This is a genomic window from Rhizobium sp. PvP014 (genome assembly GCF_017876855.1).
Classification (GTDB): Bacteria; Pseudomonadota; Alphaproteobacteria; order Rhizobiales; family Rhizobiaceae; genus Neorhizobium; species Neorhizobium soli.
In genome coordinates this window covers 2,708,087-2,733,109 of the sequence record NZ_JAGIOT010000002.1, presented here as the reverse complement: position 1 = coordinate 2,733,109, position 25,023 = coordinate 2,708,087, and the positions used below count along the sequence as shown (strand labels likewise).

At 56.8% G+C, this 25,023-nt stretch carries 22 protein-coding genes and 2 tRNA genes; 11 read left to right on the top strand and 13 right to left on the bottom strand.

What is annotated here, in order from left to right; all coding sequences use genetic code 11:
- Positions 1–85 precede the first annotated feature (85 nt).
- The 8 genes from J3A65_RS17750 to rplU form a co-directional block, all read right to left on the bottom strand.
- Positions 86–745 carry a nicotinate-nucleotide adenylyltransferase gene (locus tag J3A65_RS17750; RefSeq protein ID WP_209902585.1) on the bottom strand — a complete coding sequence of 220 codons (660 nt, stop codon included), beginning with the start codon at positions 743–745 and terminating at the stop codon, positions 86–88.
- On the bottom strand, positions 720–2,000 hold the full coding sequence (locus J3A65_RS17745) for a glutamate-5-semialdehyde dehydrogenase (protein WP_209902582.1): 1,281 nt from the start codon (positions 1,998–2,000) through the stop codon (positions 720–722). Before J3A65_RS17745 ends, J3A65_RS17750 begins: the two co-directional genes overlap by 26 nt.
- A complete protein-coding gene (gene proB / locus J3A65_RS17740) occupies positions 1,990–3,210 on the bottom strand; it encodes a glutamate 5-kinase (RefSeq protein WP_209902580.1) in 1,221 nt (406 codons plus the stop codon). The genes J3A65_RS17745 and proB overlap by 11 nt, the downstream gene beginning before the upstream one ends.
- The gene (gene obgE / locus J3A65_RS17735) at positions 3,207–4,268 is read right to left on the bottom strand and encodes a GTPase ObgE (protein WP_062462745.1); all 1,062 of its coding nucleotides are present in this window, start codon (positions 4,266–4,268) and stop codon (positions 3,207–3,209) included. Before obgE ends, proB begins: the two co-directional genes overlap by 4 nt.
- 165 nt (positions 4,269–4,433) lie before the next feature.
- A complete protein-coding gene (locus J3A65_RS17730) occupies positions 4,434–5,039 on the bottom strand; it encodes a GNAT family N-acetyltransferase (protein ID WP_209902578.1) in 606 nt (201 codons plus the stop codon).
- The gene (locus tag J3A65_RS17725; RefSeq protein ID WP_209902576.1) at positions 5,036–5,683 is read right to left on the bottom strand and encodes a GNAT family protein; all 648 of its coding nucleotides are present in this window, start codon (positions 5,681–5,683) and stop codon (positions 5,036–5,038) included. The genes J3A65_RS17730 and J3A65_RS17725 overlap by 4 nt, the downstream gene beginning before the upstream one ends.
- A gap of 130 nt (positions 5,684–5,813) precedes the next feature.
- Complete coding sequence (rpmA, locus tag J3A65_RS17720) at positions 5,814–6,083, bottom strand: 50S ribosomal protein L27 (RefSeq protein ID WP_062462735.1); 270 nt, start codon at positions 6,081–6,083, stop codon at positions 5,814–5,816.
- Positions 6,084–6,115: 32 nt separating this feature from the next.
- A complete protein-coding gene (gene rplU / locus J3A65_RS17715; protein WP_062462732.1) occupies positions 6,116–6,427 on the bottom strand; it encodes a 50S ribosomal protein L21 in 312 nt (103 codons plus the stop codon).
- A gap of 304 nt (positions 6,428–6,731) precedes the next feature.
- Here rplU and J3A65_RS17710 point away from each other — a divergent pair.
- The 5 genes from J3A65_RS17710 (at position 6,732) to J3A65_RS17690 (ending at position 10,713) form a co-directional block, all read left to right on the top strand.
- Positions 6,732–6,821 (top strand) — tRNA-Ser (locus tag J3A65_RS17710).
- Positions 6,822–7,062: 241 nt separating this feature from the next.
- Positions 7,063–7,857 (top strand): DUF3800 domain-containing protein, encoded by a 795-nt coding sequence (locus J3A65_RS17705; protein ID WP_209902574.1) that lies wholly within the window; start codon positions 7,063–7,065, stop codon positions 7,855–7,857.
- 673 nt (positions 7,858–8,530) lie between these two features.
- The gene (locus J3A65_RS17700; RefSeq protein ID WP_245341579.1) at positions 8,531–8,929 is read left to right on the top strand and encodes an HNH endonuclease; all 399 of its coding nucleotides are present in this window, start codon (positions 8,531–8,533) and stop codon (positions 8,927–8,929) included.
- 322 nt (positions 8,930–9,251) lie between these two features.
- On the top strand, positions 9,252–9,584 hold the full coding sequence (locus J3A65_RS23375; protein WP_245341578.1) for a hypothetical protein: 333 nt from the start codon (positions 9,252–9,254) through the stop codon (positions 9,582–9,584).
- A 19-nt stretch (positions 9,585–9,603) separates the two neighbouring features.
- Positions 9,604–10,713 carry a DUF4268 domain-containing protein gene (locus J3A65_RS17690; protein WP_209902570.1) on the top strand — a complete coding sequence of 370 codons (1,110 nt, stop codon included), beginning with the start codon at positions 9,604–9,606 and terminating at the stop codon, positions 10,711–10,713.
- 1 nt (position 10,714) lies between these two features.
- On the opposite strand, the gene J3A65_RS17685 is transcribed toward J3A65_RS17690, so the two are convergent.
- Positions 10,715–11,971, bottom strand: coding sequence for a PAN domain-containing protein (locus J3A65_RS17685; protein WP_245341577.1), 1,257 nt, complete (start codon positions 11,969–11,971; stop codon positions 10,715–10,717).
- 184 nt (positions 11,972–12,155) lie between these two features.
- Here J3A65_RS17685 and J3A65_RS17680 point away from each other — a divergent pair, with 184 nt between their 5' ends.
- The gene (locus J3A65_RS17680) at positions 12,156–13,148 is read left to right on the top strand and encodes a site-specific integrase (RefSeq protein WP_209902567.1); all 993 of its coding nucleotides are present in this window, start codon (positions 12,156–12,158) and stop codon (positions 13,146–13,148) included.
- Positions 13,149–14,168: 1,020 nt separating this feature from the next.
- Here the strand turns inward: J3A65_RS17680 and J3A65_RS17675 are convergent.
- Positions 14,169–14,888 carry a hypothetical protein gene (locus tag J3A65_RS17675; protein WP_209902565.1) on the bottom strand — a complete coding sequence of 240 codons (720 nt, stop codon included), beginning with the start codon at positions 14,886–14,888 and terminating at the stop codon, positions 14,169–14,171.
- Positions 14,889–15,047: 159 nt separating this feature from the next.
- Between J3A65_RS17675 and J3A65_RS17670 the strand changes: the two genes are divergently transcribed.
- Positions 15,048–15,479 (top strand): hypothetical protein, encoded by a 432-nt coding sequence (locus tag J3A65_RS17670; protein ID WP_209902563.1) that lies wholly within the window; start codon positions 15,048–15,050, stop codon positions 15,477–15,479.
- 396 nt (positions 15,480–15,875) lie between these two features.
- On the opposite strand, the gene J3A65_RS17665 is transcribed toward J3A65_RS17670, so the two are convergent.
- Complete coding sequence (locus tag J3A65_RS17665; protein WP_209902560.1) at positions 15,876–16,448, bottom strand: recombinase family protein; 573 nt, start codon at positions 16,446–16,448, stop codon at positions 15,876–15,878.
- 219 nt (positions 16,449–16,667) lie between these two features.
- Between J3A65_RS17665 and J3A65_RS17660 the strand changes: the two genes are divergently transcribed.
- Positions 16,668–17,045 carry a hypothetical protein gene (locus J3A65_RS17660; protein ID WP_209902558.1) on the top strand — a complete coding sequence of 126 codons (378 nt, stop codon included), beginning with the start codon at positions 16,668–16,670 and terminating at the stop codon, positions 17,043–17,045.
- A 127-nt stretch (positions 17,046–17,172) separates the two neighbouring features.
- Here J3A65_RS17660 and J3A65_RS17655 read toward each other — a convergent pair whose 3' ends face one another.
- Positions 17,173–17,967 (bottom strand): DUF429 domain-containing protein, encoded by a 795-nt coding sequence (locus J3A65_RS17655; protein ID WP_245341576.1) that lies wholly within the window; start codon positions 17,965–17,967, stop codon positions 17,173–17,175.
- A 205-nt stretch (positions 17,968–18,172) separates the two neighbouring features.
- On the opposite strand from J3A65_RS17655, the gene J3A65_RS17650 reads away from it, so the two are divergent.
- Complete coding sequence (locus J3A65_RS17650; protein WP_245341575.1) at positions 18,173–19,174, top strand: restriction endonuclease; 1,002 nt, start codon at positions 18,173–18,175, stop codon at positions 19,172–19,174.
- Positions 19,175–19,217: 43 nt separating this feature from the next.
- Here J3A65_RS17650 and J3A65_RS17645 read toward each other — a convergent pair whose 3' ends face one another.
- Positions 19,218–22,436: a type ISP restriction/modification enzyme gene (locus tag J3A65_RS17645; protein WP_209902556.1), complete on the bottom strand. Its 3,219-nt coding sequence runs from the start codon at positions 22,434–22,436 to the stop codon at positions 19,218–19,220.
- A 228-nt stretch (positions 22,437–22,664) separates the two neighbouring features.
- Here J3A65_RS17645 and J3A65_RS17640 point away from each other — a divergent pair.
- Positions 22,665–22,754: transfer RNA gene (locus J3A65_RS17640), tRNA-Ser, on the top strand.
- A 90-nt stretch (positions 22,755–22,844) separates the two neighbouring features.
- A complete protein-coding gene (locus J3A65_RS17635; RefSeq protein WP_209902553.1) occupies positions 22,845–24,788 on the top strand; it encodes a hypothetical protein in 1,944 nt (647 codons plus the stop codon).
- Positions 24,789–25,023 lie beyond the last annotated feature (235 nt).

The following is a 25,023-nucleotide window of genomic DNA, read 5'->3' as shown; positions in this document are numbered from 1 at the left end:
TCGCGCGAATCCCGTCTGATGACCGGCCGCATAAGGAAGGTGGCATTGAATGCTTTATCTTTCAAGTGATCGGAATGTTCCAGTTTTAGGAATCGGAAGTCTTTCCCGATGCCCGGATTGCCGTTGAACTGAGGGCCGAACGCGGACCGTGGATGAAGGTCCAAGCGGGCGGACGGCGCTTCCACAGCGTACCGGCATCTGTCTCGTCGACACGGGCATGCTGGAATGTGCGGGCCATCTTTGATGACAGGAAGGAAAGGGTGGCACCCGGCCGGTCTATCACGGCGATCGGGAAGGTAGAGACGATCTCCTGCCACTTCTGCCAATGGTGAAAGGTCCTGAGGCTGTCTGCACCCATGATCCAGATGAAATGGATATGCGGATTGCGCGCCTTGACGAAGGAGAGCGTATCGGCGGTATAGGCGCCGCCGAGTGCTTTCTCGAATGCGGTGACCTTGATGCGTGGATCCTGAATCAGCCGCTCGCTCATGGCGATGCGGTCGGGGAGGGACGCGAGTTCCGACCGGCTTTTCAGCGGATTGCCAGGTGTCACCATCCACCACAGCTGATCGAGTCCGAGCCGGCGAAGGGCGATCTCGGCGACCAGAAGGTGGCCTTCATGCGGAGGGTTGAACGAACCGCCGAAAAGGCCGACGGCCATGCCCCGTTCCACATGCGGCATGGCGAGATGGCGTCTTTCGATCCGCTCTACCGTCACGTCAGGGCCGGATCTGGCCGGTGCCATGCACCCTGTATTTGAACGAGGTCAGCTGTTCGACGCCAACAGGGCCGCGCGCATGCATCTTGCCCGTGGAAATGCCGATCTCGCCGCCCATGCCGAATTCACCGCCATCGGCAAACTGGGTAGACGCGTTGTGGAGCAGGATCGCCGAATCGATCTCGTTGAAGAAGCGCGCGACCACGGCCGGATCTTGCGCAATCACCGCTTCGGTGTGGTTGGACGAATAGGTGTTGATGTGGCGGATCGCACCGGAAATGCCATCGACGATCGCCACCGAAATCACGGCATCGAGATATTCCGTATGCCAGTCATCCTCGTTCGCCGGCTTGAAGCCCGGGTGGACCTTCAGCACCGCCGCCGAAGCGCGGATTTCGCAGCCGGCTTGCGTCAGCGCCTCCAGCACCGGCATCAGGTGGGTCCCGATGGCTGCGCTGTCGACCAGCAGTGTTTCGGCCGCACCGCAGACGCCGGTGCGGCGCATCTTGGCGTTGACGACGATCGCCTTTGCCATTTCCAGATCCGCGGAGGCATCGACATAGATGTGGCAAAGGCCTTCCAGATGCGCAAAGACCGGCACGCGGGCTTCGGACTGGACGCGGGCGACCAGGCTTTTTCCGCCGCGGGGAACGATGACGTCGATGGCGCCTGACAGGCCTGACAGCATGGCGCCAACGGCCGCACGATCCGTCGTCGGCACGAGCTGGATCGCATGTTCGGGAAGACCCGCCTTCTTCAGTCCCGCCACCAGGCAGTGATGGATCGCCTGCGATGAATGGATTGAATCCGAGCCGCCGCGCAAAATCACCGCATTGCCGGCCTTGAGGCAAAGCGCGCCGGCGTCGGCCGTCACGTTCGGGCGGCTCTCGTAGATCACGCCGATCACGCCGAGCGGCGTGCGGACACGTTCGATATGCAGGCCGTTCGGACGATCCCAGGCCGCGATCACTTCGCCGACCGGATCCTTGATCGCGGCGATTTCGCGAAGAGCCTCCGCCATGCCGACGATCGACTTTTCGGTGAGCGTCAGGCGATCGATGAAGGAGGGAAGGAGCCCCTTGCCCTCGATGTTGCGGAGATCCTCGGCATTGGCGCTCAGGATCTCGGCGCTGTTGGCGAGAACCAGGTCCGCCATGGCATTGAGCGCGTCGTTCTTTTGCTCGGTCGATGCCGTTGCCAATGCGCCGGCCGCTGCCTTTGCGTTGACGCCGATCGCATCCATGATTGCAGCAACGTCGGTCATCTGGACCTTATCCAACATGGACGGCATCCTCCTTGCGGGTGGTCGTGCGCCTGATCGCGCCTGTCATAACAAGGTCGTCGCGATGGACCATGGCGGCACGGCCGGCATAGCCCAGAATGGCTTCAATTTCCGTCGATTTGCGGCCGGTGATCTGGCGTGCCTCGTCGGCATCGTAGCTGACAAGACCGCGGGCAATCTCGCGGCCTTCCGCGCCGATGATCGCGACCGTATCACCCCGGTGGAAATTGCCCTCGATGCGGCGCACGCCGGCTGGTAGCAGACTTTTGCCAGATCCCAGCGCGCGTTCGGCCCCTTCGTCGACGACGAGTTCGCCGGCCGGCTGCAACTGTCCGGCAATCCAGGTCTTGCGCGCCGTCACCGGTGTGCCAGACGGGGCAAACCAGGAGGATCGCGCGCCCTGTTCGATGGCGCGCAGCGGATGATCCGGCTTGCCGGATGCGATGATCATGGCGCAGCCCGCAGTCGTCGCGATCTTGCCGGCGTCGATCTTGGTGCGCATGCCGCCGCGCGACAGTTCGGAAGCCGCACCACCGGCCATCGCCTCGATCTCAGGCGTGATGACATTGATGATATCGAGAAACTGCGCGTCCGGATCGAGATGCGGCGGTGCCGTGTAGAGCCCGTCGATATCGGAGAGAAGAACCAGAAGATCGGCACCGGCCATGGTGGCGACGCGCGCGGCAAGCCGGTCGTTGTCGCCGTAGCGGATTTCGGATGTGGCGACGGTGTCGTTTTCGTTGATGATCGGGACCGCGCCGATCTTCAGAAGCTGATTGATCGTGGCGCGGGCGTTGAGATAGCGGCGACGCTCTTCCGTATCGCCCAGCGTTAGCAGGATCTGTCCCGCGACGATCCCGTCACGGGACAGGCTTTCCGACCAGGCGCGGGCAAGCGCGATCTGGCCGACGGCCGCCGCTGCCTGGCTTTCCTCAAGTTTGAGGGCGCCGTGGGCCAAGTCGAGAACGGTGCGGCCGAGCGCGATTGCGCCCGACGAGACTACCAGAACCTCGATACCCTTTGCCCGAAGCTCCGCGATATCGGCGCAGATCGCATCGAGCCACTGAGATTTCAGGCCGGTCTTGCGATCGACCAAGAGGGCCGAGCCGATCTTGATGACGATCCGGCGATGGCCGGCAAGCGGCTTGAGGCCGCCATCACCTTGCCCGGATAAGGACTGCTTTTGACCGATCTCGTGGCCTGGCGTCATTCGTCGACGTCCTCGTCGAACTCCTGAACGGGAACGGAGCGGTTCGGCAGGGCCGTGTCTTCGCCGACGCTTGCCGCGACGATGACATCGCGCAACGCGCGCAGAACATCGGTCATGCCCGTGCCGGTGATGGCGGAGATGAGGAAAGGCTTCTGGCCGCAGGCTTTCTCAAGCTCCTTGGCCTTCTTCTTCAATTCCTTCTCGTCGAGAACGTCGATCTGCGACAAGGCAACGATTTCGCGCTTGTCGGTCAGACCGCCGCCATAGGCCTGAAGCTCGGTCTTGACCGTCTTATAGGCCTTGCCGACTTCTTCCTCGATGGAGGAAACGAGGTGGAGCAGAACGCGGGTGCGTTCCACATGGCCGAGAAAGCGATCGCCGATGCCGACGCCTTCATGGGCGCCTTCGATCAGGCCCGGAATATCGGCGAGAACAAACTCGCGGCCGTCGATCGTGGCGACACCAAGGTTCGGGTGCAGCGTCGTGAAGGGATAGTTTGCAATCTTCGGGCGGGCGCGGGTAACCGAGGCCAGGAAGGTGGATTTTCCGGCATTCGGAAGACCGACAAGTCCTGCATCGGCAATCAGTTTCAGCCGCAGCCAGATGGTGCTTTCCTCGCCTTCAAGGCCTGGGTTTGCCCAGTTCGGCGCCTGGTTCGTGGCGTTCTTGAAATGCGTGTTGCCGAAGCCGCCATTGCCGCCCTTGGCAAGCCTGAAACGCTGACCTTCCTTGGTCATGTCGATGATCAGCGTTTCGTTGTCTTCCTCGAAGATCTGCGTGCCGACCGGAACCTTGAGCGTGACACTGTCGCCATTGGCGCCGGTGCGGTTGCGGCCCATGCCGTGGATGCCGACCTTTGCCTTGTAATGCTGCTGGAAACGGAAATCGATCAGCGTGTTGAGGCCGTTGACGGCTTCAACCCACACATCGCCGCCGCGGCCGCCATCGCCACCGTCAGGTCCACCGAATTCGACGAACTTTTCCCGTCGGAACGAAACTGCGCCCGCGCCGCCGTCACCGGAGCGGATATAGACTTTTGCTTCGTCGAGAAATTTCATCGGTCTGGTAGTCCTGTTCTTGGTCGCTCCCGCTCTCCGGCGGGACGTACTTAAGGTTTTCGATACCGTCCGACAGGCTTTAGGTCAAAGCCTATCGACAGAATGCGCTGAAAACGGCCGCGGCGGACAAGCCATCCTCCGGGGCCGATCGTGATCAAGGCATGATCAGGCGCGATCATGCCGGGGAGCGGGTGCCAGAAGCCGGAAATCCTCCGGCACAAGCTCCGTCTCGATATGCGGTACCATGACATTGCGGGCGCGGTTGAACACATCGCTTGCGCCGGTGATGCGGAAGCCGAGCTTTGTCTGCACATTGAGCGAACCGAGATTGTCGGCAAACGCGCCCGAATGGACGACAGTGTCCGGCATGCGGCGGAAAAAGCGGTCCAAAACCCCGGACGCCGCCTCGCTCATATAGCCGCGATCCCAATAGAGCCGGTTCAGCCAGTAACCGAGGTGCCAGCGGCCGTGCCTGAGTTCCAGGCCGACAACGCCGAGATGCACATCGTCGCCGGTGGTGATCGCCAGCTGCCAGTTCGGCAGGATGCCTGATGTCTGCGGCACCAGCCAGTCGAGCGCATCCTGACGGTCATAGGGCTGCGGCACGCGCGACAGCATGCGGCTGACCTTGAAATCGCTGAGCGTTTCGGCAATCGCTGCCGCATCCGACAGGCGGTGCGGGCGAAGCGTCAGGCGTTGCGTGACGATTTCAGGGCAGGGGCCAGGCTCAGTGCGAACCGCTTTTGCCTTTTCGAGAACGACGGCACTCATCTCAGCTCTCCCCAGCTTCTCAGCGACATCCATGTCTTGCGGTCCAGCCGGAACCATTCGACGGGGACCATTCCGCCCACCGCCAGGCATTCGATCATGCCGGTGGCCTGGAACTGGAAGCCGCATTTCTGGATCACCCGCTTCGACGCGATGTTGGTGACCCGGCAACGGGCATCGATGTGATCGATATGGCTGCGGGTGCGGAAGGCCATGTCGATCAGCGCATGCGCCGCTTCCGTGGCATAGCCCTTGTTCCAGTGGGGTTCGCCCAGCCAGTAGCCGATTTCGAGGGTTCGTTCGTCGATCTGGGGTTCGAGAGCGCAGCAGCCGAGAAACTGGCCATTGTCAGCTCGGGTCACGGCATAAACGCATTTGCCAATCTCGCCCGCATTCGTGCGTCGCACGAAATCGGCCGCGTCTTTAGACGTGTAGGGATGCGGCATGCGCGACACCATGGTCGCGATGTTCGCATTGTTGGCGAGATGGGCAAGTGCGTCAATATCGTCTTCGTGCGGTGCGCGCAGAACAAGGCTCTGCGACAGTAAGACGGGGCAATCGCTTCTCAACCGGTCCGGCCTGAGCCGTTCCTCTGGTCTTGTTTCCGGCGGCCGTAATTGGCCAGCCCTTACTAATTCGCCTTGCATGGTTCAGTCTCCTTTGAGGGATAAAAGAAAAAGGGAAGATGGGTAGCGCCCCATCTCCCCTTTTCTTTGACTGAACCTTCAAACGTTCAACCGGGTCGATGAGACGCCGGTTGCTTAACGCTTGCCGGCTTTATTCTGCGGCTTCGGCTTTCGGCATAACGGACACGTATACGCGGCCATTAGCGCGCGTACGGTAATTCACGTTGCCTGCCGTCAGTGCGAAGATCGTGTGGTCTGTGCCGATGCCGACATTGGCGCCCGGATGCCACTGCGTGCCGCGCTGACGCACGATAATGTTGCCCGGAATGACGACTTCGCCACCGAACTTCTTCACGCCAAGGCGCTTGGACTGAGAATCGCGACCGTTACGCGACGAGCCGCCAGCTTTTTTATGTGCCATTGGTGTTCTCCTTTAACTTTCGAAAACCTGGATTAGCCGAGGATGTCCGTGATGCGGACGACCGTGTGATGCTGGCGATGACCGCGAATACGCTTGGAATTCTGGCGGCGACGCTTCTTGAAGGACAGAACCTTCTTGCCACGGTTATGCTCTACAACTTCAGCCTTGACCGTCGCACCCGAAACGAAGGGAGCGCCGAACTTGGCATCGGCGCCGACGCCGATGACCAGGATTTCGTTGAATTCTACGATTGCGCCAGCTTCTGCTTCCAGCTTTTCGATGGTGAGCACGTCGTTGGCGGCCACGCGGTACTGTTTACCGCCGGTCTTGATGACTGCGAACATTGGTTATCCTTTCATGTTCGTTCCGGCTCTATCCCCGAAAGGACGGCCGTCTTTTTCTCAGTCGGGCTATAGCAGGGCTGCGAAAGAACGATCTTCCAGAACGGACCTGCCGGTGATTTTCTGCACGCCTCGGCGCGCAAGGTCTGATCTGGACATTTTTCCAGACTTCGACGCGTCCGGCCTTACGCGAGGCCCTAAAAACTGTCAAGGCGAAAGGATATGAAGACTTGCATTTCACCCCTTGCCAGCCCGATTTTTCGCCGCTATGAGACAGCCGCGCATCAAATGCGCCGACCAGCAAAGCGGAGAGGTGGCTGAGTGGTCGAAAGCACCGCACTCGAAATGCGGCATACGGGCAACCGTATCGTGGGTTCGAATCCCACCCTCTCCGCCATAATGGTTCTTTGGCCGTAAGGGTTTCCAGAGATTTGCTGATACCTCTTGGTCATGTATGGCGGGGCCAGAATTGGCTAGGGCCACACTCGAGGCGCTTCCGCGGTTCAATTGAAAGCTTAGCTCGCTGGGCAAGCGCATTTTGGCTGCTTCAGTAGTTCGTGGGTTTCGCTCAATTATCCATCTCGCAACCCGAACTATGGCACATTACCTATGCTGAGATTGATCGTGGTGGATAACGCATGCCAAGCTTTACTCTATATCTCGATGAGACTGGTGCGCGGCACCCTGATAAAAGCTCAGGCCTGCCGGCTCGAAGCGATTGGTTTGCGATGGGAGGAATCCTGATCCGGAGGGAAGAGATAGATTCCGCTCAGGCGATGCATTCTGAAATCGCAACCAGGTGGGGAATCACAACCCCATTTCACATCACGGACATGATCAATGAGCGTGGGCGGTTTTCGTGGCTTGGACGGCGGACCCAGAAAGAGCGCGATGCTTTTTGGTCCGACTATCGCGAATTTCTTGCGGCTGTTCCGGCTGTGGGTGTGGGGTGCGTGATCGATCGCGCTGGCTATGCTGCCAGAGGATACGTTAAGAAGCACGATGATAAGTGGCTTCTATGTCGAAGCGCTTTCGACATAGTCGTTGAGCGTGCCGCGAAATTCGCCCAAGCGAACGATCGCAAATTAAACATCATATTTGAATCTGACGCTGCGATGAACGGTGTCATTGAGGGGTATTTCAAAAATCTTCGTGAGAATGGTCTAGGCTTCGACAAAGCTAATTCCGGAAAGTATAAACCGCTAACTCAAATTGAGTTGGCAGAAACTCTGACAAGCATCGAAAACAGGCCTAAGCAAAACAGGATGCTACAAATTGCCGATAGCTATGTCTATGCTATCGCACGACGTGGATATGACAAGAAGTTCGACCTTTATAGACGGCTTATCGATGACAGCCGAATAATCGATTGTGTTCTTGGTGGGGAATGCGTTCCAGCGATGGGCGTGAAGTATTACTGCTTTGACCGATAAACAAAAAAACCGAGGTTTCCCTCGGTTATTGCGGCCCCCATACGGTGAACCTGATAGGCTATGCCTGCCGTGAGATATATGCCATCAGGTATTAAAGGCAAGTGAATTTCTACGGCTAGGATGCTGAAATTTTAGGAGTCATTTTGAGGGAATACAAAGGCCTTGACGTAGTGATTCGTTTGAATCATGCTGTGTCCAGGTGACGCCCGTCGCCTATTTGTCACCTTCGCAGGGCTACCAAACCATTAACGCGAAGGATATGACCGGCAGTGTTCGCAAACGAACTCAGGCCGGCCGAAGCGAACACGGACGTATGAACCAACGTGAACGCCTTTAGGCAACATACAAACTACCATCGTTTTTTACCTCTGGAGTTGCTAGGTTTAGGCCTAGCGGCTCTGGAGTGCTCTATTGCGCTCCGTTTCGCATTAGCGACTCGGGCTGGCAACAAAAGTGCGACGACGGGCGTCAGAGGTAATATCGTGAGAATCGCTAGTAGAGTCAACGCTCAGCGTCTATGGGCGGCACCTAAGTTCACTCTTTGTTAATTACATTTCCATCAGCTACTTATTCCGAGCTTGCAGTTCGAGCAAATTAGCCGGACGAGGTTCGATGGCAGTCACTCAGGGACACGGGAATCAAAGCCGGGATCAAAATCACTGGGACAGAACAATTGCCGGACGTCGAGCAAGAGCTACCTGAAGGTCGGCTCCTCACTGCACTCCACATTCGTCGAGAGCGAAATCTCAATGTTCGCAAGACGCTGCTCGACGATCGCCGCGCCGCAGGATTTCGTTGCGAGATCTGTGCCCTGTCGCGGCAAAATTTGGAGATGTCGATGCAAGAGGCAATGTTTGAAGCACATCACTTGGTGCCGCTTGCTGAAGCAGGTGAGCGCAAAACTAAATTAGCCGATTTGGCCCTGCTATGCGGTTGTTGCCATCGTCTTATTCATCGAGGCATGGTGGCGAAAGCAGATTGGATAGGGCTTGTCGAAGCTCGGGCCATGATAGTTTCCGCCTCGCTGCAACACGAAAAGAATACAGAGGTCACGGTTGGCGAAACCAAATAGAATATACCTCCCAAGCTCTGGGCCATCTGACTGGCAGAGATTCCTTGCTGAACCCGAAAAACAATGGCGGACCGGTTACTCGGCGAAGACGCTTGCTCACAGCTGGGAGGATAGCTCAGGTCTTCCGCCTGAGGTCGCGCGCAGGTTCCCGGGTGAAGCTGAGCTTCTGATCGCAATACCCGAACACAAGGTGCCGTTGCCTGGCGGGAGAAGAGAAAGCCAGAACGACGTTTTTGCCCTGATAAGGCACAGCGGCAAGACCTGCGCCGCGATGATTGAAGGGAAGGTGCGAGAGCCTTTCGGTCCTACGGTGGGGGAGTGGATGGCAGAAGCGTCACCTGGCAAGATCCTGCGGATGGCTCATCTGTGCGAGATTCTCGGCTTGGAAGATGTGCCGGCCGGGTCAATCCGCTACCAGCTTCTGCACCGGACTGCCTCTGCGGTCATAGAATCCCGACGGTTCAAAACGGACGAAGCTGCTATGATCGTCCATTCTTTCGCCCAGGGCAAAGCCTGGTTCTCGGACTTCGCGAGCTTCGCGGCCATACTCGGCGCGAACGTTGTGCCTGATGAAGTGGTCGAGCTGGATCTTAAAAGCGGAATGCGGCTTCGTCTTGGGTGGGCAACCGGTGATGCGTCCTTCCTTGAGATCTAATCGGCCGAATGAGAGATAGATGTTCAAAATCGATAAGCATCAGAATCGTATAGAAAAGCTGCAGCAAAGCTCGTTCGCAGAACTTGGATTTCGAGAACGTGCGCATCTCCAAGAATGGCTAGCAAACAAGCCGGATGCCTTGGGTGAAGAGCTGCTAATCATCCAGAAAGAGTTCGCGGGATTCTCGGACACATCGGAGCGTCTCGATCTTCTCGCAATCGACAAACAGGGATCGTTGGTGATCATAGAGAACAAGCTCGATGACACCGGCAGAGACGTGACCTGGCAGGCGATGAAATATGCTTCCTACTGCTCGCGTTTGACCAAGGATGACATCCGGCAGATTTTTCAGTCCTACCTTGATCGATACTCCTTTGGCTCCAAGGCAGAAGACGAGCTGTGTGCCTTCCTTGATGCAGATGAATATCAGGAAGTCGTTCTGAACAAGGGCGTCACTCAACGGATCATGCTCGTCGCCGCAAACTTCCGTAAGGAAGTGACGTCGACTGTTCTTTGGTTGGCGAGCTTCAAGCTCCGGATCCAGTGCTTTCGGGTGACCCCTTTCTCGCGAGGTGACGATCTATTTCTAACGATAGATCAGATCATTCCGACAAAGGACGCGGAGGAATTCATGATCGGCCTGGCCACCAAGGCTCAGGACGAGATCGAAGGCGTCGAAGCGGAGAAAGCCAGATACACGCTACGCCGTGAGTTTTGGTCTGTCCTGCTAGCGGCAATTAATCCTCGGACAGACCTATTTCGGACGGTCGCGCCGGGAATCCGAAACTGGCTTAGCGTTGATACGGGTCACCGCGGAATCAGCCTCGCGCTGGTCGTGAGACGAGAGAGCGCTCGGGTAGAAGTCTATATTGATGTCGGTAGTAAGGAAGCAAATGAACAGCTCTTCGACACGTGGTTCCGCGACCGAGCCGAGATTGAGCAAAGCTTTGGCGAAACTCTGACATGGGAGAGGTTGGACGATAAGCGCGCCTGTAGGATCAAGGCTGAGCGACCTGGAAATGTCTTCGATCGGGAGCAATGGCCAGAAATGATTGACTACATGGCGGACGCCGTCATACGGCTTGAGAGAGCTTTTCGGGACAGGCTCGCGGCCTTGCCTGCCAAGTAGATCAGTCCAAACTTAAGATCTTCGCAGGCGCGAAGGTCTCAAACTTCTTCAGCCCCGACACCATATCCTTGCCGAACATCGGAGTGCCGACCGCTCCTTTGAGCCAGCACTCCTTCTTCGGCTTGATATAGGTAAAGGCCACGCACTGTTTCTCGTCGATGCAGGCGAGTCTGCAATCTAGCGGCGTCTTGGCTGAACGTTCTGGCCGACGCGAGAGATCGCTTCCCGGCAAGTCGATGTCGTCGTGGAGAGCAGTCTGTGGGTCGATAGTCCCGAGCGTTACGGAAGATGGGTCAGCCTCAGCGCCGCTCAGGAAGCGGCCGGAGAATGCCACGCTGTTTCCGTCCGCTCTACCAGCGCTCGACTTCAAAAAGCAGTTCGACCCACGCTTGATCTTCGGATTCGAATTGAACGTGAAGGCTTTGCATTGGCCTTTCATCGCCAGGCAGCTTTTCGCGCATTCGCTTGCCTCCTCTACTCTGATCGACGAAATGTCGTCGCCGAACAGATCCAGGCCTGTGTAGATTGCAATTCGGTTGGGCCTGCGGGTGAATTCCTGGAGAGGCGAAAGTCTAGCCTGCGGTGTCGCTGACGCAACCTCAGTCCCGACTGGCGCTATCTGTGCAGGCGGCGTGGTATCTGCACCAGATCCCGGCACGGGCACGTCAACGACAGTTGGGGACGATGATGGCTCTCCGCCTTCACGGTTGAGTTTGTATCGCACAACCTCGTCCTGGCTGAAGACGTGCATGTCGTTCGGAGGCGTCTTGAACATGACCTGCATCACGTCCATCGGCGTCCCAAATCTGTTGAGCACCTCAATGATGTCGGAGATTGCCAGCTGTGCGCCGACCAGATCCGGCGAGTCCGACGAGATCTGATGAACGCCGAGGGCGCCATCGACCTTACGCTCATCGCCGGCCAGAAACACGAAGGAACATGCTGAGAAGCACTTGCTGTCCTTCGGAATGTAGGTTGCCAGTTTTCGTTGGTGGATATCATCGGCAATAAGCAAGCCCATCTGCACATTGCCACCAGGGCTATTGAGGGTGACGAGCTTGGTATTCGGTGCCGCCTGAAGCGCACGGCGAAAAGCTAGGCCTGAGTTGACGTCGATCTCGCCATTGAGCGTGATGACATCCAGCTTAGCGTCGTCAACGGTAAAGGGGCCGAACACCTTCTCAGTTGCGCTCGCGCCACAGATCCAAGCGGACGATAGCAAAACGCTTGCGAACACAGTTCTAAGCCGACGACGCATGACAGGATACCTCTTACCCGCGGCCATCAAACTACATCAGCTTCGACGGAACAAGGGTCTCATGATGGTCTGACCCGTCAACTTTGGATTGCGGTTAATCGCCAACCCAGCGCGTGCCGGAATTCTCCTTGGCGCCCCTGCCGGGGCATCCTACGCATCGTCTCGATCACAAACGGAGATTGAGATGGCGACGATCAGAAAACTTAGAGGACGCTGGCAAGCGCAGGTCCGTCGTCGTGGAATGAAGCCACGGGCAAAGAGCTTTGATAGCAAGATCGAAGCCGAGAAGTGGGCACGAGATCTGGAAACCCAGGTAGATCGCTTTGGCGCTGCGCCGGATACAAAGATCCTCGAAAGCACTACGCTCGGCGCCCTCTTGGAGCGCTACCAGCGCGAGATTACACCCGCAAAGCGCGGCGCGGTCCAGGAGGACCAGCGGATCGACGTGCTTCGTCGCCACGATCTCTCTCACCGAACCTTAATTGGCCTAAGCCAGCAAGACATCGCGACCTTCCGTGATGAGCGTCTCGCAAGTGTAGCTCCATCTACGGCAGTTCGCGAGTTGGCGATCCTCAGCCATGTCCTCGAGGTGGCTACGCGCGATTGGGGACTGCCTCTTGCCAGGAACGTCGTAAAGCTCGTGCGCCGCCCGGTGATCCGCAACGAGCGCTGCCGGCGCTTAAGTGGTGATGAGGAGCAGCGTCTGCTTAATGGCTGTGATGCGGGTCAGATCCCTTATCTGCGGACGCTTGTTATCGTTGCCATTGAGACAGGGATGCGCCGTGGGGAGATCCTAGGTCTGCAATGGAGCGACATCTCCCATAATCGCAGGGTGATCACGTTGACGATGACCAAGAACGGATCTGGACGTGAGGTTCCGCTGAGCCCTCGTGCATTCGAAGCTCTGATGGAGTGGAAGTCGCGCTCCGAAGTGGATCAACCCTCAGTATTTCCGATGTCGCCAGGAGCACTTGAGCAAGCTTGGCGCCGTCTGCTGATCCGGGTCAAGATCGCGGGGCTTCGTTTCCACGATCTCCGACACGAAGGTGTCAGCCGTCTGTTTGAGCGCGGCTTGAACGTGATCGAGGTCAGCAGCATCTCGGGTCACAAAGAGTTACGGATGTTGAGAAGATATACCCATCTTTCCGCTGACGATCTCGTCGCTCGCCTCGCCTGATGCCCTGGCGACCTTGACATACCTTTACCTAGATCGCTCAAAAACAACTGCTAGGTAAAGGTAAGGGCACCCGTAACTTGACAAATACATACTTAAAGTTGCATCCCAACGTTGTCATGAGCGCCGGAATCGCCCGAAAAACGGTCCTGACCTTGACGCTATGTTTGCATAATCTTGATAGATCCAGCCCAATTCGACGATTTTCTCACCTGCGTAAAGGTGCGCTAGCTCGCTTTGGTTGTGACTGACCATTTTGCCTTTGGACTGCGCGATTTCTATGCGGACATCCGGTGATAGAGAAGCTGCGACCTACTGCGCTTAAGTCTTGCTTGCTCGGACCGCCTTGGTTCCCAGCACCGAAAACATATCCGCGCAGCTCCGCAAATTGCTCGAGTAGCTTGATCTACGATTCAGAGCGTAGTTCGCAAGCACGAGAAAATTGCACCTCATATCACGCTGGCGGTATCCATACTTCCATCGTGTCTCGTCTTGCTGGACGTCAAACGAAAGCGCGCCTTCTTTCTGTCCGCATCGACCTGGTGCCGTGTAGCCTCCTGTGTCTGATCGGACAGGATGACGGCGTCCGCTCCTCAAGCTCGCCACCGCACATCGAAGTCCTAGAAATAAGCAAGCTGCTTGATGGGGAAGCTTTCCGCACTGGCAACGATCCGGAGGTCCGAACCTCCTCAGCCACGAGCTTCTCGTCGAAACCTTTTTCTCGACCGCACAACTCTATAAAAAGCGTAGGCCAAACGCACGAGGTTGAGCCGAGGCAGCTTCCGTTAGACCGAATGCAAGCTGATTACTAAAATGACCGGAACCAGCCAGTGAACATCTGCGTGAGAAATCGCCCGGAAGCAAATTTCCGTTCCCGTCCATCTACTGTCAATTATTATATACTTACTTAGTAAGAAGAAAATAAGAGACAACGGAATCTCCTCTTCCCGGGCGGGAAGTCCTCTCTATCGCTGATTTATGTCGTCATAATATGAGTGAAAACTCTTCCGGTGTTTAGAGTTTTCACTTCTCGGCGATTTGCAATCGACGCAGTAGGTTCTTGCAGCTGTTGAGCGACCAAGCTTTTCCACGTTCCGGCATTACGCCTCTATCATTCAAGTGTCGCATCAACATAGACGGCGTTAGGACTTGCTCGGGAGGAAGCGCGGCTCTGAATTCATCCACGACCGGACGTAGTTGTTCTGCACGCCGTTCCGCCTTTTTTCTATTGGCGGATGCTCCTTTCAACGCATTTTGAATGTCGGGAGCCTGCCCTTTCCGATCAGTTTCGGAAGGTAACGATATCGACGAAACCATTTTACGCGAAAACGCTTCCCGAAGCAGCACGGCGCGTTCCGCTGCCGCGAACTCCCTCCACATTTTTTCGCTAAGGCAGTCAAGAACATCAATGTCCAGGCGGTCTAAGTCCTCCAGAACTCTCGTCAAATTCCCTGAGCTGGTCATACGTAGGAGCTGCCAAAGGTCGGCAACCCATAATGCAGTCTTACAGCTTCGTGCCTGGGCGGATGCTCTTTCGAAGACCGCACTCCGGGTGAATATTGCGTCTCGATAGGTTGTTACTGCTGGCATCCTATCCGGCGACTCGAAGCCCATCTTACGAGCGAATCCAAATAAGATCGCAGACTGCGTTCTTAACGCGCTGATCCGGCTTAACTCCTCAACTGAGGTCGGCATCTTTGGCACATAGGCGAACAGAAACGCGACTGATTTTGGATAGTTCATATTAGCCTCCTCGGGTCGGCGTCTAACCGGCGTTTAGCGCCCGGGCAAGCTTCGGATCAACAGATTTCAGAACATTCTGGGGACGCTCACGACTTGCGGCATCCCAGCGCCAGTGCCGCTATACGGATGCATGTTCACCGAGCACAAGGAGATACCTAAATGAACCTGCATGAAATTCCGGTTCCCGACGAACTGATGGCCGACTACCGGGCGTTTTTTTTGAAGCAGCTCAGCCGCTACCTGGAAACCGGTGATCTCAATTGGCGTGAGCTTGGCCATCATTACGTTTCCCTTCACCAGATTTGCTGGCAGCTATGGAATGATGAAAGCTTCCTCCCGAACCAGTTCCACTATTTGATGAAGCGGGTATGCGGTCACGAATATCAGATCTGGGCGCGGAAGAGCGGCAGCTACGGCGGTGCGGCTCGGGCAGTTGCAGCGCATATCGACAACTATCTGACGAAGGCGAACGGAGATCCCCGCGCACCGACCGGATGCTGGGTTAGCAATGCGCTCAGCGCCAACAGGCCGAGCACTGATTGGTTATTGTTAGAGGAGGAGCTAAAGACTCTGCCGGTCACGGTGGCATAGGTTCGCCCGGCTTCGTCTCTGCGGGACAAGACGTCTCGCAGAGATAGCTGCTGCTTCGCAACACATCAGTCGTAGCACGCTGCCAATCGAGCGAGGTTGACTCAGGGCTTGCGCCGCGAACTGCGAATGAAGCGTCGCTGCAAACTAGCGAGAAACCAACCGGTGAGCTTCCTTGAGAGGAATCGCCCGGAAGCGAATATCCGTTCCCGTCCATTCACTGTCTATTATTATATACTTACTTAGTAAGAAGAAAATAATAGACAACGGAACCTCCTCTTGCCGGGCGGGAAATTCTTGGAGAGGTGAAAACCCTGCAATCTTTTAGAGTGTTCACATCGTTATCCCGGCGTGTCACGATCACTACGGCCAATTTGCGGCTGGAACGTCGACCCCTTGTTAATCCGCGTTTGATGAGTGCTTTCGTAGGAGTCGTCCAAGGGTTCGTGGGTGGATCCGATATTCATCCGCAATCTCTGCGACCGATCGCTGATTTAGCTCAATTGCCTCTTTTGCGGCGACGACCTGCGCCTCTGTCATCGCTGGACGTCTGCCAATACGGCTGCCACGTGCACGAGCAGCAGCCATACCGGCGCGGGTCCGTTCGCTGATGAGCGAGCGCTCAAACTCCGCCATGCTGGCAAGGACATGAAGCAATAAACGTCCCGCCGGAGTGCTAGTGTCGAGACTTTCGCTGAGCGATCGGAATTCCACACCGCGTTCGTTGAGGTCACGAACCAGCTTGAGCAGCTCAAACAACGACCTTCCAAGGCGATCCAGCCACCAGACAGTGAGGGTATCGCCGCGACAGAGGATCCGCTGTATCTCCGTTAAACCGGGACGAGTAAAGTCCGCACCTGAAAAGCCGTCGTCGGCCAAAACCGTTTCACAGCCTGCGGCTTTTAGCGCCTTGAGCTGCATATCCATGTTCTGCTCAACTGTGCTCACGCGAGCATATCCCACATTGCGCATATCTGTTCCGTTCAGCTCCAAAGCGATGGAAATATGACCGCTACATCATTCGCCAAGCCATTGATTTAAAGGAACCTTTTTGTGCGCACGGGGATTTCTGTGCACCGCGGTGACTAGGGGCTGGGAAATCAACACCTTAGCGCGGGGCGTCGGAACGCAGGTTCGTTATGACGGAACCCTTCCCTATTGTGCGGACTAATCAGGAAGTGCCACCTGCCTATGAAAACGACTTCGACCGTCTTCGCCACCGCGATGAGCTTACTAATTGTTAAGCATGCGATCGCAGCCGACGAGCTCAGCTCGATCGTCAGTGTCTTGGCGACAACTGCTGCACGCATTCGATCGATATCAAACAGTTGTAAGATCGCGGTTGATCCAATGCTGGAAGCGCAGGTTTTTGAGACGATGATGTTAGTGCCTGGAATCAAGATGAGCGACGTTACATCGCAATTTACTCAGCGTCGGCAAACGGAGACTGCCATCCGGGGGACGAAGTGCTACCCAGAGGATGCTGATTCCCTCACGACGCTGAATAGCATCTATGAAAGTGAAGCCGCGAACCTTGAGAAGCTCATCGAGAATAAGTTCGGCGATTGACGTCTGAGATCTAAAAGAGCCCGTCTGCTTGCAGAGAGACACACTGGCGCGTTCAGTGCGTCGAAAGCTGCGAAGCAACGTTCAAGACCGCCGAACCAGCCTGTAAGCGGCTATGAGTCAAGGATTGCTATGCCAGGGCCAGCCTGTTCTTATCGAGCGCTTCCCGGGCCCACGGAGCCCATAAATCGATCGGCGGCAGCCAGAACCACCCGCCTATATCGTCACCAACGACCTGGGATGTGCCAGTCGCCGCGCAGGCCGCGGTGAGCAGGCAGATCCATGCTGCTCGTTTCTCGTGGTCCGTCTCGGCAAGCATTGCATCAAGCAGCGCCTGATTCTGCCAGTCGAGGGCCTCGAAAACCTCACTGAGAACGCCACTGTCGATGGCATGCTCATACAGCCAGTCGAACTTCTTTCGCTTAGCAGCAGCTGGCATAGCAAAGCGTGCCTCTGGCAGGAGGACGCCGAGAAATGCGTTGGGGAAGGCTTCGATGACTGAGGTGCCGGGCCGGATAGCCTTCTCGATGGCTTCGTTAGACGATGCAAGGTGGAGAATCTGCTCCGCAGTTTGAGACGCTGCTCGGCGCAGATCCTTGCCATAGCCATGATTGCTCAAGCCCGGCTTGCAACGCGTCTGGAAGGCGCCGCGAATGAACAGGCGTTCGCACAAGCGGTCCAGGCTGTCATCTGCACCAACAGGAACAAGCGGTCCGTCGATCGCAATCACCGAGAAAGTTGTCGCCGGAGGGATGTGGAGGTTCCGACGCTCCCAGTCCGAGTGTGTCCTTGCTGCTTTGAATTGTCCGCCCTTGCTCCAGGCGATGCCCGTCGTCGGCCGTGACTTCGAAAAGCCGACGTCGATGCCAAGGAGGGCGACTTCATTGAGATCAACGGTTGGCTTGTTCATCGAAAGGACTTTCATACAGCTTCCTTGGCAATGCGAGTCAATCGGTCTGGGCCTTGGCAAAAGACCCATCGACGCGTTTGCACATTGAGAGGTGCTATGCAACGACCAGTGGCGTCCCGCTAGCCAGTGAGTGTCTGTGAGCCAGCCAACACCATCTCGTATATGATCTTGCACTGCTTGCCCCAGTCAGCGATGTTCTGCTTCCAATTGAGGGTGGGGTATGGGCAAAGCATGGATGGTGCGCGCGGAGCGCGACGGGCGGCTCTTCGAGGCGTTCAAGGAGAAGTCAGCTGTCGCTATTGGCTGGAACGACGTCGGCGATCTCTCCGGCGTCAAAACGCGGAAGGCAATTGCGGATCTTGTCACCGCGGCCTGGCCGGAGACGAAGCTGCAGTCGATCGCCATGGCTGCCGGGCAGCTGCACCGCTTCGCCAACGAGATCGAGGTCGGCGACATGGTCATCACCTACAATCCCTCGCGGCGCGTCTATCTGCTCGGAGAGATCGTTGGACCTTACCGCTACGATACATCGGTTGATCCAGAGAATGCCCAATATCGGCCCGTGCGCTGGCAAGGTGAAGTCAGTCGCGATCTCCTGTCTGTCGAGAGCCGCAATAGCCTGGGAGCAATTTCAACGCTATTCCGGATCTCAAGCGAGGTTGCTGCAGAGCTCCGGAAGGTGATGGTCTCGGGACAGCCGGCCAAGCCTGAAGCTATCGCTGCGGCGACTGAGGCTACGGAAGAAGACCTCTTCAAGTCCATGGAAAGCCGGGCTCGTGAGTTCATCAAGGACAAAGTCAGCGCGTTGCCCTGGGATGACATGCAGGAGCTTGTTGCCGGCCTCTTGCGCTCGCTCGGTTACAAGACACGGGTATCGGAGGCGGGTCCAGATCGTGGCAAGGACATTGTCGCCTCGCCGGATGGCTTTGGCTTCGAGTCGCCGCGCATCGTGGTCGAGGTGAAGCATCGCAAGGGAGCTATGGGCGCGCCGGATGTCCGCATTTTCCTTGGCGGACGGCACCCGCAGGACAAAGGGCTCTATGTCAGCACAGGCGGCTTTACACGAGAAGCGCGCTATGAAGCGGAGCGAGCAAATATCCCACTTGCGCTGATGGATCTTGATGATCTCGTGAAGAGCCTACTTGAGCAATACGAAAAACTGGACATCGAGACCCAACAGCTCGTGCCACTGAAGCGGATTTTCGTGCCGGCCTGGAGTTAGAGCGCCTTTTCCGCTCTATTTTCAAGTCGCTGAACGACCAGGTTTATCCGCGCTTAGCCAACCTCATTGCTTCGACGACCTCCACTGTTTCCACGGACACGGTCGTCACCCGGGCGATCAGGTCGATAACTTGGTCCTTATGGTCGGCAAAGCGATAGGTGTTGAACTTCTCGCGGATGGTCGGGTCCTTCGGGGTCTTTTCCTTGTATTGGTCGAGGATCCACTCCAGGCCCGAACGGTTGCCGAGCCGATAGTCGAAGGCCTCTTTTGGGATGTCGGACAGCGTGGTCTCGCTGTCGATGCGAATCTGGCCGTTGTCGCGATCGGCTTTGAGGATCGGCTTTGGCGTCACACCAGCGGCGCGGGCGCCTTCGTCTGGCGCGTCGGTGCGGGTAATGGCATAGGGCGGAACCGTCTCATAGCCGATATGTAGCGCGATCAGCGTTTCGCCCCAGCCGGCCCAGGTCCAGAATTCGGGATAGAAGGAAATGCGGGGGAAATCGCGTTTCAGGTTCAGCGCATAAGTCTCACGATAAATAGGGTCATGCAGCACGGCATAGACATAGTGGAAAATGTCTTGCTTGGAGATGTTGCGCTTGGCTGATGCTCTCCCCCCTTGTGGGGGAGATGTCCCTGTTGGGACGGAGGGGGGCATCGCTGCGAACCCTGAGGTTGGCGTTTCAGCCCCCTCTCCCAGCTCCGCCGTCGTCTCGCCGCCGATGGGCGAACTCAGCCCGTCCTTACCATAGGCCTTGTGAAACTGCTTCAGCCCCCAGTCGGTGATATTGTCGACGCGTTCGCCGGTCGAGGTGTAGCGGTAGAGTGGGAGAGTTTGGGTGCCCCCCGAAGCAGGCGAAACGAAGTTCAAGTCAGGGATCCTGTCGATAGCAAGAGAAAAATAGGGCTTCCCCGAAGAATCACCCATCAGTGTAATCGAAGGATTCCGCTTATTCCCATCGCAGAACAACTGTGGAGTTTGGTAAACCGTCTCCGACAAAGCTCGAGAAAAGCAAAAATTCTTTTTGGTGAAAGGGCGATAGTTGGCATCCACGAAACTCAGTTCACTGGGTGTAATTGGCTTCTTGGTCTGCCACCTCTCTCGAAGAGAACGCGTCCACTTGATCGTCTGACTACCACTGCCGCTATCGAATGTAGGACTGGCCTGAATAAGGGATTGATTGAACTGTCCCACATAATAGGTCACTTGATCGTGAAGCTGCTTACTTGAAAAAGTGTAAAGCCACTCATCTCTTGATGTCACAACGCCAAGCGAATACAGGCGAAATATCGACCTCTCCTGCCCGTTTGATTTCGCTGCCTTGGTCTTCTTGTCGGCCAGGGGTATCAGCCTATCCCAGTTGTTTTCGGTCAGATTGATCCAGTTTCCCTTTTGGTCCGGCTCCACCCGCTGATGTTTCAGCGTCGAGAGCTTGGAGTTTCCGAGGAAACTCAGCTTTTCCGCCGCCGTCTCGAATTCCGGCCGGCGGGAGTAGAAGATCTTGCAGCCCTTCTGCTTACGGCGCTTGACGAGGAAGGAGATGGCGACGCCGGTCTGGATGCCGAAGACATTGTGCTTGGTGCCCGACAATTTGGGATTGGCCCTGATGTCACCGCCGAGATCGACGACATAGACCTCGTGAAACTCGTCCGCTACCGCCTTGCGGAAGCCGTCAAATGTGCGGCTGTCGATGAAGGAGCGGTTGGTGACGAAGGCGAGCACGCCATCGTCATGCATACGATCGGACGCCCAGCGAAAGAAGCGGGCATACATGTCATAGACTTTGGTTTTCTGCGCCGTCGATAGCCGGATGTAGCTGTCCTTGATCAGCTTGTCGATGTGCTCGTAGGTCCGGTTCTTGTTGTTATCGTTTTCGTTTTGCTGGTTGGCGTTATAAGGCGGATTGCCAATAATAACCGAGATCTTGCGCGCATTCTGGCGCTTGACCCGCTCAATGTTTTCGTCCGATAGAGCACCAAATAGGTCGCCGACATGCTGTCCCATCTTGATGCCCAGCCCGTTCACATTGTCCAGCGTGTCGACAAAGCAGAGATTGGGGAATTCGGCGAACTGGCCCGATATCGCTGCATAGGTCGCTTCGATGTTTAGGTTGGCGACGTAGTAGGGCAGGATTGCCACCTCATTGGCATGCAGTTCGTTCTTGTATTTGTGCGCAAGCTTCTTCGGGTCGCCACGGAAATAATCAAGCAACTCGCAAATGAAGGTGCCGGTGCCTGTGGCCGGATCGAGGATCTCGACATGCGGGTCTATCAGGTTCTTCCCGAAATGCTTCTCGCAGAGCCAGTCGGCCCCTTCGATCATGAACTTCACGATCTCGTTCGGCGTGTAGACGACTCCCAACCGGTCGGCCTTCTTGGTGTCATAGACCTTGTAGAAATTCTCGTAGATGACCTTGAGGAAAGTCTGCTTCTCGGTATGGCTGGTAATCTGCGCGGCGTTCGCGCGGATCGCTGCATAATAGGGCTCCAGTCCCTTCAGCGTCTCCTTCTTCACCGCCCCAGTGAAGAACTTTCCTTCCAACGCATAGAGTTCCTTGGCAATGTTATTCTCGTGATGAAAATCACCCTCGTTAAAGACATTGGCAAAAATCTCCTCGGTAAGGATGTGCTGGATAAGCATTTCCCTGACATCAGCTTCCGAGAGCGTCGGATTGATCGTCTCCTTGCAAGTTTCGAGGAATTTCTGTGCTTCAGCGCGAAAGGCCGGGCTCTCGCCATAGGCCGTGTCGATGCGGGCTCGCAGCGCCGCTAGCACGCGCGGCAGATAGGTCTTAAACTCCTCGACCGCCTTGCGGAACTCTCGGATCTCGGCGCGTTCATAGGCGAAGAACAGTGTGAGCAGTCTCAGAAGCGCACCGTTGTCGGTCATCGAGCAGCGGAGCACCTCCTGCCGGTCTTGAATCAGCACGGCCGTGTGGGAGTTCTCGAAGATGATATTGTCCTGCGGATAGCCCTTGGCGAGCTTCTTGCGGATCTCGACATCTAGATCGTCGGCCGTATCCTTGGCCTCCCAATACCCGAAAGGAAGTCCGATCGAGTGGAAGATTGTGCCGTCTGGCCGGATACGCGACTTCTGCACCGAGGCGAATTCATATTGCGCGGCGAACTGCCAGTTGAGCTGCCGGGCCCAGGTCTTCAGGAGATCCTTGAAGGCTTCGGATATGACCCCTTCGGTCACCGAGCCGGAAAACTTCCGCAAGCGGTCGATTTCGTTGAGATATTGATTGATCAGCTGCTGGCTCATGAGGTCCCCCTGGCCGCAACCTAACGGCACAACGCAGCTTTTGGTAGTGCATCAATCACGCCGCTGCGAGGTTTTGAAGCTCTCCTTGGAATCGAGCGAAAGGAGTTCGCACAGGCTGGGGCGCAATGCCGGCACTACTGCACCCCACAATTACCGGCGAACGAATTCCAAAATCGCTGAACTCTCGCTATGAGACAGCCGCGCATCAAATGCGCCGACCAGCAAAGCGGAGAGGTGGCTGAGTGGTCGAAAGCACCGCACTCGAAATGCGGCATACGGGCAACCGTATCGTGGGTTCGAATCCCACCCTCTCCGCCAGGTTGTATTCACTCTCCGCCAGTTACCTGCAAGACTTTGGATTTCCTCGCAAAACCTCTGCTCGCCAGCGGCCCTTGAGGAGTGAAAATCATGCAGGTATCGCGCCCGGTACACCTTCCGGTACACGTTGGGGTATCGCCCGATCCAACGAATCAGGCAGCGGCCACCAAGCCGGTTGCCAGAGGGCCGGGTCCCTATCTCGCGAAATCAGGGTCCGTTTACATCTTCCAGATTAAGCTGCCGAAGACGAGCGGTGGCACGAAAGCCATCCCGCCCTTGCGGCTCAGCCTCGGTGCCTGCTCTCACAGGCGAGCCCGGCTGCTGGCCGACCTTCTGGCGGCCAGGGCCAGACTGATGTTTGATTCGATGAGGCACGGTAGCGGTATGCAGGATGACGAAGACAGCGAGATGCGGGCGCGTGAGTTCGTCATCGAAATGAAGGGCGAGCTGAAGGCTTACCTCGGAATGATCGATCGCTCGAACGCAGCGGTCCCCGTCGAGGAGTTGCAGAAGGCCGCAGGCATCCGAGACCTCGTCAACCTCAACCGCGAACTGGAGAAGAAGGCTCAGGGCGAGCCGTTCAATGAGCTCATCACCGGCAACGAGGAGATCCTGAAGCAGTCGGCGGTGGCGAAGCTCTCTGCGTCGTCGGCGCTCTCGGATCCTGCTTCCACACCTGTCGTAGCCGCAAAGTCAGTGGCGACGCCACCTCAGACAGCAGACAACAGCGACGTCCAACCGATGAACGTCGCCGGGCACGAGTCATTGACTGCCGAGGAACGGCCCCGCGACGCCGAAGGGCGATTGATCCCCGCCTTCGCGTTGGACCGGCGGACGGTGAAGCGGCCAAGGTCCTCCCAGTCCAGGCTCAGCGACGCGATTCCGACTTATGTGGCTAAGCGGCGTCTTTCCGGTGGGGCCAACATCGCACGCGACCTATCTACGGCAGAGAGCCGCCTTGCTCTTTTCATCGAACTGATCGGCGATCATCCCGTCGATACCTATGTCCCCGCTGACCTCCAAGCCTTCGTCAATCACATGCAGTATTGGCCGGGAGACAACAATGAACGCGATCCGGATCTCACACCTTGGCAGGTCATTGAGGACAACAAGGATCTTCACCTGAAGCCGCTGGCCGAGAAGACGCTTCAGGAAGGCTATCTTGCCGTTATCAAGGCCGCGATCCGCTCGGAGATCACCGCTGGCGGCTTCACCGACCCGTTTGCCGGAGCGAAGATCAAGATCCCGAAGACTGCCGCCAGCCCGCGTAAGGCGACACCCATCGGCACGTCAAAGATGAATACCCTGTTTAGGACCGGAATCGAGTCCGGGCTGATGGAGGACATCATGCTGCCGCTCCTCGGCCATCTCACGTCACGACGCCTCGGTCTGCTACTCCATCTACGCGGCAATGATTTCCGCGAGCAATTCCCCGAGATCTGGGTCGGGCAGGTAACCCGCCTGTCGCAGATCAACGGCACATGGACTACCGTCCCTGTGAAGACGCAGGACAGCGAACGCTACTTCGTGCTCCATGACTTCCTGCGGGAAATCGGCTTCATCGATTGGGCGACACGTCAGGGCTCGAACTTCCTCTTCCCCAACATTATGAAGCTGAAACACCCGAGCAAGAGCGGTTCTTCCTATATGCAGCGACTGTTCAAGAAGGCGGGCATCAAACCCAAGGAAGGTGAGGAGAACGTCGGCCGGCGCGAAGTCTTCCACTCACTCCGAAGCGGTAACATCCAGGATATGCGCGAATCGGGCATTGACCCGCGCGAACGCCGTGTTCAGGCGGGACATAGTGCCGGCTCCGACGAGCATGATCTCTATGGCTTCGACGTCGCCACGGAGAAGGAGGCGCGCAAGCTCAAGGCACTGCCTCTCGATCCTGAGATCGACTACTCGATCTTCCGTGGCTTGGACTTCGATGCTATCGCCAGACGCGAGCGGGCAGCAGGACCGCCGAAGCCTTCGATGGTCAGAGGACGGGCGGACCGGCGCAAGCCGTTTTCGAGTGAATCGAAATCATAATTTTCTGAATCGGAAATCCGTCATTCTGAATCGAATGAGCGCAATTTGTTTCGACGTGCGGACACGTTGAGATGCGTTCTCGGGGATTTCTTCGACGGCCCTGCTGCCGCGTTCGGGAACTCGAAAGACGCCCCTCCCAGAAGAAGAATCGATAATATGAGGAAGTGAATCGCCTGCCGTTAGGATCGAATCGTCCGCAGAGACTTTTGAATCGGACGCCGATGGTTCGGAATCG